This window comes from Streptomyces dysideae (assembly GCF_001514305.1).
Lineage (GTDB): Bacteria > Actinomycetota > Actinomycetes > Streptomycetales > Streptomycetaceae > Streptomyces > Streptomyces dysideae.
The window spans coordinates 174704-183839 of record NZ_KQ949079.1 but is presented as its reverse complement, the minus strand read 5'-3'; the positions used below and the strand labels follow the sequence as shown (position 1 = coordinate 183839).

At 72.0% G+C, this 9136-nt stretch carries 9 protein-coding genes; 8 read left to right on the top strand and 1 reads right to left on the bottom strand.

Features of this window, described 5'->3' with window-relative positions; translation table 11 throughout:
* Positions 1–442 precede the first annotated feature (442 nt).
* Positions 443–1621 carry a sensor histidine kinase gene (locus tag AQJ91_RS11260; RefSeq protein ID WP_067019104.1) on the bottom strand — a complete coding sequence of 393 codons (1179 nt, stop codon included), beginning with the start codon at positions 1619–1621 and terminating at the stop codon, positions 443–445.
* Between the two features lie 194 nt (positions 1622–1815).
* Here AQJ91_RS11260 and AQJ91_RS11255 point away from each other — a divergent pair, with 194 nt between their 5' ends.
* Genes AQJ91_RS11255 through AQJ91_RS11220 form a run of 8 tightly spaced genes read left to right on the top strand, consistent with a single transcriptional unit; the run spans position 1816 to position 9134 of the window.
* The gene (locus tag AQJ91_RS11255; RefSeq protein ID WP_067019102.1) at positions 1816–2262 is read left to right on the top strand and encodes an NADH-quinone oxidoreductase subunit A; all 447 of its coding nucleotides are present in this window, start codon (positions 1816–1818) and stop codon (positions 2260–2262) included.
* Positions 2253–2891: an NADH-quinone oxidoreductase subunit B gene (locus tag AQJ91_RS11250; protein WP_067019098.1), complete on the top strand. Its 639-nt coding sequence runs from the start codon at positions 2253–2255 to the stop codon at positions 2889–2891. The genes AQJ91_RS11255 and AQJ91_RS11250 overlap by 10 nt, the downstream gene beginning before the upstream one ends.
* On the top strand, positions 2888–4525 hold the full coding sequence (locus tag AQJ91_RS11245) for an NADH-quinone oxidoreductase subunit C (protein ID WP_067019095.1): 1638 nt from the start codon (positions 2888–2890) through the stop codon (positions 4523–4525). Before AQJ91_RS11250 ends, AQJ91_RS11245 begins: the two co-directional genes overlap by 4 nt.
* Positions 4522–5490 carry a complex I subunit 1/NuoH family protein gene (locus tag AQJ91_RS11240; RefSeq protein ID WP_067019094.1) on the top strand — a complete coding sequence of 323 codons (969 nt, stop codon included), beginning with the start codon at positions 4522–4524 and terminating at the stop codon, positions 5488–5490. The genes AQJ91_RS11245 and AQJ91_RS11240 overlap by 4 nt, the downstream gene beginning before the upstream one ends.
* A gap of 2 nt (positions 5491–5492) precedes the next feature.
* Positions 5493–6053 (top strand): NuoI/complex I 23 kDa subunit family protein, encoded by a 561-nt coding sequence (locus AQJ91_RS11235; RefSeq protein WP_067019091.1) that lies wholly within the window; start codon positions 5493–5495, stop codon positions 6051–6053.
* Positions 6050–6730 carry an NADH-quinone oxidoreductase subunit J family protein gene (locus AQJ91_RS11230; RefSeq protein ID WP_079084829.1) on the top strand — a complete coding sequence of 227 codons (681 nt, stop codon included), beginning with the start codon at positions 6050–6052 and terminating at the stop codon, positions 6728–6730. The genes AQJ91_RS11235 and AQJ91_RS11230 overlap by 4 nt, the downstream gene beginning before the upstream one ends.
* Positions 6730–7107 carry an NADH-quinone oxidoreductase subunit NuoK gene (gene nuoK / locus AQJ91_RS11225; RefSeq protein WP_067019088.1) on the top strand — a complete coding sequence of 126 codons (378 nt, stop codon included), beginning with the start codon at positions 6730–6732 and terminating at the stop codon, positions 7105–7107. Before AQJ91_RS11230 ends, nuoK begins: the two co-directional genes overlap by 1 nt.
* On the top strand, positions 7104–9134 hold the full coding sequence (locus tag AQJ91_RS11220) for an NADH-quinone oxidoreductase subunit 5 family protein (RefSeq protein ID WP_067019085.1): 2031 nt from the start codon (positions 7104–7106) through the stop codon (positions 9132–9134). Before nuoK ends, AQJ91_RS11220 begins: the two co-directional genes overlap by 4 nt.
* Positions 9135–9136 lie beyond the last annotated feature (2 nt).

Sequence of the window (9136 nt, the reverse complement as noted above, 5' to 3'; positions counted from 1 at the left end):
GCCGCTCCTAGTCCAATGGCGGCGCCCCGTCCCGGCCCAAGGTGGCACCCAGCTCCTAACTCACGGCGGCGCCTCGCCGCTAGTCCACGGCGGCGCCCCGCCTTGGCCGAGGCAGTGCCCCCGGCCCGTCTATGCCGGTGCCGCCCTGGCCCGGAGCCCTTGCCCTTGGAATCGCCCCTGGCACTGCCCGCGCCCAGCCCACCCTTGCCCGGCCACATACTCCGTCACCCCGGCCCCCGCCGACCCGCGTCGAGCCCAGCTCGGCCCACCCTGCCCCGTGACCCACCCACATCCGTCCACCTGCAACGCCACCCGCGTCGGCGCCCCCTCAGCCCTCACCCGAGACTCAGCCCCCACCGAGACCCGGCCCTTAAGCCCCAGCCCTCAGCCGAGACGCAGCCCGCAGCCCACCGAGACTCAGCCCCCAGCCCCCACCAGCCCCCTACACCCGACCCCGCCACGGCAACTCCGCCGTAACCGTCGTGGGCCCACCCGGCGGCGAGTCAATGACGAACAGCCCGTCGACCGCGCCCAGCCGGTCCGCGAGCCCCCGCATCCCCGTGCCGCCGTCGAGGCGCGCGCCCCCGCGGCCGTCGTCCCAGACCTGGATGAGCAGCCGGTGCTCGGTTTGCCACACATCCACCGTCGCCGACTTCGCCCCGCTGTGTTTGCTGATGTTCTGCAGGAGCTCGGAAACGGTGAAGTACGCGATGCCCTCGATGGCCGCGGCCGGCCGGGCATCGAGGTCGGCCGTCACCTTCACCGGCACGGTGCACCGCGAGGCGACCGAGGACAGCGCGGCATCAAGGCCGCGGTCCGTGAGCACCGCAGGATGAATCCCCCGCGCCAGATCCCGCAGCTCCTGCAGCGCCAGCTTCACCTCACCGTGCGCCTCGTCCACCATCGCCGCCGCCGAGTCGGGATCCTCCAGCAGCTTCTCCTTGGCCAGCCCGAGCCCCATCGCGAGATTGACGAGCCGGGCCTGGGCCCCGTCGTGCAGGTCGCGCTCGATGCGCCGCAGGTCGGCGGCCGCCGTATCGACGACCACCCCCCGGTCGGACTCCAGTTCGGCGATACGCCGCTCCAGCTCGTCCGACGGCGACAACAGCCCCCGCACCATCGCCCGGTCGGCGTTGGCCAGACCCCGCGCGATGAACGGCAGCACCGGCCACAGCACGAACAACGAGGTCAACGTGATGGTGAAGGTGAGAATCCCCCACGGCAGCCGGATGAAGTCGTACAGGATCGTCCGCCAGCCCACCGGATCCCGCAGCATCATCCACAGCTGCGGAATGACCCCGCCACTCCCACGCAACGGCAGCGGACTCGGCTCCTCCACCCGCACCCCGAGCAACGCCCTCGCCCGCGCCCGCTCCAGCTTCCCCAGCTGCCGCGCCCCCACCAGCCCGGCCGCGAGCAGCGGGAACCCGATCACCGTGACGGTGAGCCCGGCGCCGGTGAACAGCACGGTCATGACGTAGAGGAAGCCGAGCAGCGCCATCGGAAGGTTCGCCAGGAGATGCGCGATCTCCTTCCAGGTGTGCTGGTCGTAGGCGAAACGGGCGGGCGGAAGCAACTCGGCGCTGTCGGCCGTCGGGGCGGCGCTGGGGCGTTCGGTCATACGGGCCAGCGTGCCGCGCGGTGCGCCGTCGCGCCATGAGGAGGACCGCCAGGATCCCCTGGGGAAAACCCCACCACACCATCTCGAGGGATGACGACCTGCTTACTGTCTCTTTAGCAGGGCCTAGACTCCCGTACAGATCGTCGGACAGTGGTGTTCACGAGATCACAAGGCCAGGGAGCGAGGGGACGGACGTGCGGGAACCGACCGTCGTCGATCCGACCGCCGTAGATTGGGGCACCGGCGAAGCGGCCTCGACCTTCGTCACGGCGGCGGACTACTTCCAGTCCTACTCGGTCGTCGGACTGCTCGCCGTCCTCGGCGTGCTGTTCGTCGCCGTCGCCTTCGGGGCCGGCCGCCTGCTACGGCCCGTCGTCCCCACCCCCGAGAAGCTCCTGACGTACGAGTGCGGCGTCGACCCCGTCGGCGAGGGCTGGGCCCACACCCAGGTCCGCTACTACGTCTACGCCTTCCTGTACGTGATCTTCGCCGTCGACTCGATCTTCCTGTTCCCCTGGGCGACGATCTTCGCCGCCCCCGGCTACGGCGCGACCACGCTCGTGGAGATGTTCATCTTTCTCGGCTTCCTCGCCGTGGGCCTGCTGTACGCATACAAGAAGGGCGTCTTGGCATGGACGTGACGCCGGGCGCGACGCCGGAGACGGCAGAGCAGCCCGTTCTCCTCCCGGAGCCGAAACGGCTGGGCGCCCTCGCCCGCCTCGCCCCGGAGCCGATGAAGGTGATCCTCAACTGGGGCCGCCGCTACTCCCTCTGGGTCTTCAACTTCGGCCTCGCCTGCTGCGCGATCGAGTTCATCGCCGCGTCGATGGCCCGCCACGACTTCATCCGCCTCGGCGTCATCCCGTTCGCGCCGGGGCCCCGCCAGGCCGACCTGATGGTCGTCTCCGGCACGGTCACGGACAAGATGGCCCCGGCCGTGAAGCGCCTGTACGAGCAGATGCCCGAGCCGAAGTACGTCATCTCCTTCGGCGCGTGCAGCAACTGCGGCGGCCCGTACTGGGACTCCTACTCCGTCACCAAGGGCGTCGACCAGATCATCCCGGTCGACGTCTACGTCCCCGGCTGCCCGCCCCGCCCCGAGGCCCTGCTCCAGGGCATCCTGAAGCTCCAGGAGAAGATAGCCCGCGAGTCACTGGGCGAGCGCTACGGCACCTCTGCGGCCCGCCCGTCGGCCGCGGCCCTGCAGAGCGGCCTGGTCCAGCCGCCGGCGACCGGCGGCGGTACGGACACGGGGGAGGGCGACCGATGACCACGACCGGCTGGCTCCCCGCACCCGTGGCGGAACTGTTTGGTACCGAGGCCACGGCCGAGGAGTCCTACGAGGTCCTGACGGTCGACGTACCCCCCACCTCCTGGATCACGGCCCTGGAAACGGCCCGCGACCGCCTTGGCTGCACCTACTTCGACTGGCTGAGCGCGGTCGACGAACCCGGCACAGGCTTCCGCGTCGCGGCCCACGTGGCAGCCCTCTCCCCGGTACGCCGCCTCCTTATCCGTACGACGGTCCTGCACGACGCCCCGACCCTCCCGACCGCGGTCGGCGTCTACGCGGGCGCGGCCTGGCACGAACGCGAGACGCACGAAATGTTCGGCGTGCTGTTCGAAGGTCACCCCTCCCTGAACCACCTCCTCCTCCCGGACACCTTCGAGGGGCACCCCCTCCGCAAGGACTTCGTCCTGGCGGCCCGCGTCGCCAAGGCCTGGCCCGGCGCCAAGGAACCAGGCGAATCCGAACACGGCGCCCCGAAGCGCCGCCAGATGCTCCCTCCAGGAGTCCCCGACCCCAACGAATGGGGCCCCCTGAAGGGCCAACTCCCCCCTGCCCCCACCCGCCCGGCCAGGGCCACAGCCCGCACGCCAGGCGACCGCCCGGCACGCCGCACCCGCACGACTGCCGAGGGCTCAGCCAGCCAGCCGGACACAACCCCGCCTACGGCCACACCGGAGACACCCACCCCGCGCCGCACCCGCACGGCAGCGGAAGGCTCGGCGAGCCAGTCGGAGGCCCCCGAAGAGCCGGGTGGCCCGACGCCCACGCCGCGCCGTACCCGTACCGCAGCGGAAGGCTCGGCCAGCCAGCCACCGGCAGCCCCACAGACACCCCCGCCGACCGGCACGCCGGAGACACCGGCACCGCGCCGCACCCGCACGGCAGCGGAAGGCTCGGCGAGCCAGTCGGAGGCCCCCGCAGAGCCGGGTGGCCCGACGCCCACGCCGCGCCGTACCCGCCCCCCGTCGGAGGGCTCAGCCGGCCAGCCGCCCACACCCCCCGAGCCGCCGACCGAAACCGACGCCCCCGAGCCGCCGACCGAGGCCACGCCCCTGGCACCGTCCGGCCCACCGACGACACCGCGTCGCGCCCGCACCACGAGCGAGGGCTCGGCATCGCAGCGCCCTGGAACGGGTGCCGCCCCGGCAGGCCCCCGCCGTGTCCGAACCGCGAGCGAGGGCTCGGCGAGCCAGCGCCCCGTGTCTGATTCACCCGGCACATCCGGTACTCCGGCCCCGACCGGCGAGCCCGAGGGCACCACACCCCCGCCTGCCGGGGTCACGCCCCCGAAGCCCCCCGCCACCCCTCGCAGCCCGGACGCCCCCTGGCACCATGCCCGCCCGGCCTTCGACGAGCCGGAGCCGGAGCCCGAACAGCGCCCCGAGCCCGACGAGGCGTCTGACACGACTCCTGACAAAGCGTTCGACGAGAGCTCCGACGAGACGCCCGACGCCCCGTCCGGCAGGGCGCCCCAGAAGACGTCGGAGAAGACGTCAGAGAACCCCCCGGACACCCCCCCGGACACCCCCCCGGACACCCCCCCGAACAACACCTCGGACAGCACGCCGGACCAACAGCCCACCCCCGAAGACCCCACAGGAGGCCCGCAGTGAACGACGCGCTCGACGTCACCCTGCGACTCCTCATCGTCTTCGCCGTCTTCCTCACCTTCCCCCTGATCATCGGCCAGACCGAACACAAGGTCATGGCCCACATGCAGGGCCGCCTCGGTCCCATGTACGCCGGCGGCTTCCACGGCTGGGCCCAACTCGTCGCGGACGGCGTGAAGTTCGCGCAGAAGGAAGACATCGTCCCGGCAGGCGCGGACCGCCGTATCTTCCAACTCGCCCCTGCCGTAGCCCTCCTCCCGTACCTCCTGGTCCTCCTCGCCATCCCCATCGGCCCCGGCGAGGGCGCCGTCGGCGAGGTCATCGACGCGGGCGTCTTCTTCGTCCTCGCCGTGATGGGCGTGGGCGTCCTCGGCTCGCTCATGGCCGGCTGGGCCTCCGCCAACAAGTTCTCCCTCCTCGGCGGCCTCCGCACCGCCGCCCAGCTCCTCGCCTACGAACTCCCGATGCTGCTCACCGCCGCCTCGGTGGCGATGGCCGCCGGCACGGTGTCGATCCCCGGCATCCTCGACGCCTTCCAGTGGTGGTGGCTGCCCTGGCAGATCGTCGGCGCGATCGTCTTCTTCGTCGCCGGACTGGCGGAGCTGCAGCGACCCCCGTTCGACATGCCCGTCGCGGACTCGGAGATCATCTTCGGCGCCTACACTGAGTACACTGGCCTCCGCTTCGCCCTCTTCCTCCTCGCCGAGTACGCCGGAATCGTCGTCCTGTGCGGCCTGACCACCGTCCTCTTCCTGGGCGGCTGGCACGGCCCCTGGGGCGCCGACGGCCTCGGGTGGGTCTGGACCCTCCTCAAGACGGCCGTCCTCGCCTTCATCGTCATCTGGCTCCGCGTCACCTACCCCCGCCTGCGCGAGGACCAGCTCCAGAAGCTCGCCTGGACCCTCCTCGTCCCCCTCTCCCTCGCCCAGATCGCCCTCACCGGCATCGTCAAGGTGGTGATCTCCTAACCATGGTCCCCATCCCCGGCTCCGGCCTCGCCAAGGGCCTGGCCGTCACCCTGCGCACGATGACGCGGAAGTCCGTCACCGACCAGTACCCGGACACCCAGCCCGACCTCCCGCCCCGCACCCGCGGCGTGATCGGCCTGTTCGAGGAGAACTGCACGGTCTGCATGCTGTGCGCCCGCGAGTGCCCCGACTGGTGCATCTACATCGACTCCCACAAGGAGACGGTTCCGGCGGCGACCCCCGGCGGCCGTGAACGCAGCCGCAACGTCCTCGACCGCTTCGCCATCGACTTCGCCCTGTGCATGTACTGCGGTATCTGCATCGAGGTCTGCCCTTTCGACGCCCTGTTCTGGTCCCCGGAGTTCGAGTACGCCGAGACCGACATCCGCGACCTCACCCACGAACGCGACAAGCTCCGCGAGTGGATGTGGACCGTCCCGGCCCCGCCCGCCCTCGACCCCGGCGCGGAGGAACCGAAGGAGATCGCCGCGGCCCGCAAGACCGCCGAGAAACTGGCAGCCGCCCGGGCCGAACCGACCGAGCCACAGGAGGGACAGTCGTGAACGCCGTCTCAGCCGCGCTGACCACGGCCGCCGCCGACCCGCACGGCTTCCTCTCCCCGACCGGCGTCGAGATCGCCTTCCTCCTCGTCGGCCTGGTCACCTTCGGCGCCGCGCTCGTCACCGTCACCACCAGACAGCTGGTGCACGCCGCCCTGTGGCTGGTGGTCACGCTCGGCGGCCTCGCCGTCGAGTACCTCCTGCTCACCGCAGAGTTCATCGCCTGGGTGCAGGTCCTCATCTACGTCGGTTCCGTCGTCGTCCTCCTCCTCTTCGGTCTGATGCTCACCAGGGCGCCCATCGGCCGCTCCCCGGACGCCGACTCCGGCAACCGCTGGGCCGCCCTGACCGTGGCCGTCGCCGCCGCGGCCGCCCTGGTCTGGGTCGTCGTCGACGCCTTCCGCACCACCTGGATCGACCTCGACGGCCCGGCCGCCGGCTCCACCCAGGCCACCGGCGCGAGCCTCTTCCAGAACTGGGTCCTCCCCTTCGAGGCCCTCTCCGTCCTTCTCCTCGCCGCACTGGTCGGCGCGATCGTCCTGTCCCGCAAGGCGAAGGCGGAGACGAGCTCTCCCCCTGTGAACTCCCGAGCCGCGACCGGGAGTTCCCCCTCCGTCCCCGATTCCCGGAATCACCCGGACGGGCGAAACAACCCGGTCGAGCAGGAAGGCGGCCGCTGATGCACCTCGCCTATCCCGCCGTACTCTCCGCCCTCCTCTTCTGCACCGGGCTCTACGGCGTCCTCGCCCGCCGCAACGCGATCCTGGTCCTGATGTCGGTCGAGCTGATGCTCAACGCCGTCAACCTCAACCTCGTCGCCTTCGACGTCTGGCTCAGCAGGACCGCCGAGGAGACCCTGCACTCCGGCCAGGCCCTGACCCTGTTCACCATCGCCATCGCCGCCGCCGAGATCGGCATCGGCCTGGCGATCGTCCTCGCCGTCCACCGCAACCGTGGCACCGCGGACATCGACAAGCTCCGCGACACCGCCGAGGGCCACGAGACCGACGCCCCCGCGGCCGAGACGGGCGCCGAGAAGGCTGAGGCCACCGCGTGACCACGACCACCCTCGCCGTCCTCGTCCCCCTCCTTCCGTTCCTGGGCGCGGCCGCCGGCCTGCTCCTGGGCCGCACCGCCCCCGGCTTCGTCCGCCCGCTCGCCGTCCTGCCGACGCTCACCTCCCTCGTGCTCGCCGCGCTGCTCGCCGTACGCCAGGGCGGCGACCGGGCGCTGAACGCCGCCACCGAGCTCACCCCGACCGGCTCGGTCCCGATCGAACTCGCCCTGCACATCGACGGCTTCGCCGCCCTCGTCGCCGTCCTGGTCGGCCTCGTCGCGACCTGCGTGCAGATCTACTCGACCGGCTACCTGCGCGACGACCCGCGCTACCCCTCGTACGCCGCCCTCGTCTCCCTCTTCACCTCCGCGATGCTGCTCGTCGTCTACTCCGGCGACCTGATGGTGCTGCTGGTCGGCTGGGAGATCATGGGCATCTGCTCGTACTTCCTGGTCGGCCACTACTGGGAGACCCCGGAGGCCCGCGCCGCCTCCCTCAAGGCCTTCCTGGTGACCAAGCTCGGTGACGTCCCCTTCCTCATCGGCCTGTTCGCCCTCGCCACCGACGCCGGCTCCTTCCGCATCACGAAGGTCCTCGGCACCGTCGCGAACGGCGGCCTCGACCACCCGACCCTGATCGCCCTGCTTCTCCTCGCGGGCGTGGCGGGCAAGTCGGCGCAGTTCCCGCTGCACACCTGGCTCCCCGACGCAATGGCGGGCCCCACGCCCGTCTCCGCGCTGATCCACGCCGCGACGATGGTCGCCGCCGGTGTCTACTTCGTCGCCCGTCTCCTCCCGGTCTTCGAGGCCTCCCAGGCCGCGATGGTCGTCCTCGCCGTCACGGCCGCCGTCACGATGGCCGGCTCGGCGCTCGCCGCGCTCGCCCAGGACGACATCAAGCGCGTCCTCGCCTACTCGACGATCGGCCAGCTCGGCTACATGACCGGCGCCCTCGCCGTCGCCGACCGCGGTGCCGCCGTCTTTCACCTCCTGTCGCACGGCGCCTTCAAGGCGCTGCTGTTCCTCGCGGCCGGCGTGATCATCCACGCCGCCGGCACCAACTCGCTGGCCACCATGTCCCGCATGGGCCACCTGCGCGCCCGCGTCCCCGACGCTTACTGGACGATGACCGTGGCGCTCCTCGCGCTCGCCGCGATCCCGCCGTTCAGCGGCTTCTTCTCCAAGGAGTCCGTCCTCGGCGCCGCCGAGCACGTCGCCACCGGCCACACCGAGCACGCCCCCGGCGCCGCGGGCTGGCTCGTCCTCGTCGTCGGCCTGCTCACGGCCCTGCTCACCGCTGCGTACGCGATGCGGCTGTGGCTGCTGGCCTTCCGCGGCCGGGGCGCCGAGGCCCCCGACCACGGCCGCCAGCCTCTCCCCATGACCGTGGTGCTGTGGGTGCTCGCGGTCCCGTCCCTCGCCGTCGGCGCACTCGCCTACCGCGTCCTGCCCGACTGGTTCGGCGGCCGCGACCTCGCTCCGACCCTCACCACCTCAGTCCTCGGCACGGGCGTGGCCCTGGTCGGCGGCCTCGTCACCTACGCAGCCTGGCGGCACAGCACCGCGCTCGCGGCGCGCGTACCTCCCCCACTCTCGGCTTCGCTCGAGCGGGGGCACCCCCACGGTGCCGTCGCGGCCCACCCCGAGGGCGACGCCGGCCGGGTCGAGGCGGAGGCCATCGCCAGCCACGCACCCGCTTACGGAGACCTGGCCCAGGCACCCGACCCGTCCGACCCGGGCCGCCTGCTGCTCGGCCCGCTGCACCGGCACGCGGCCGTCGGCTTCCACCTGGACGCCGTGTACTCGGCGCTGTTCGTCCGCCCGGTCCGGGCCGGAGCCGATCTCGTCCGGTTCCTGGACCGCGAGGTCGTCGACACCTACGTACGCGGCGCGGGCGCCCTACCCCGCTGGCTCGGCACCGCCGTACGGCGTGCCCAGACCGGCAATGTGCAGACCTATGTGAGCGCGCTGCTCGCCGGCACCGTTGTCCTCGCGGTCGCCGCCGTCCTCGTCGCCACGGGAGCGTGAGC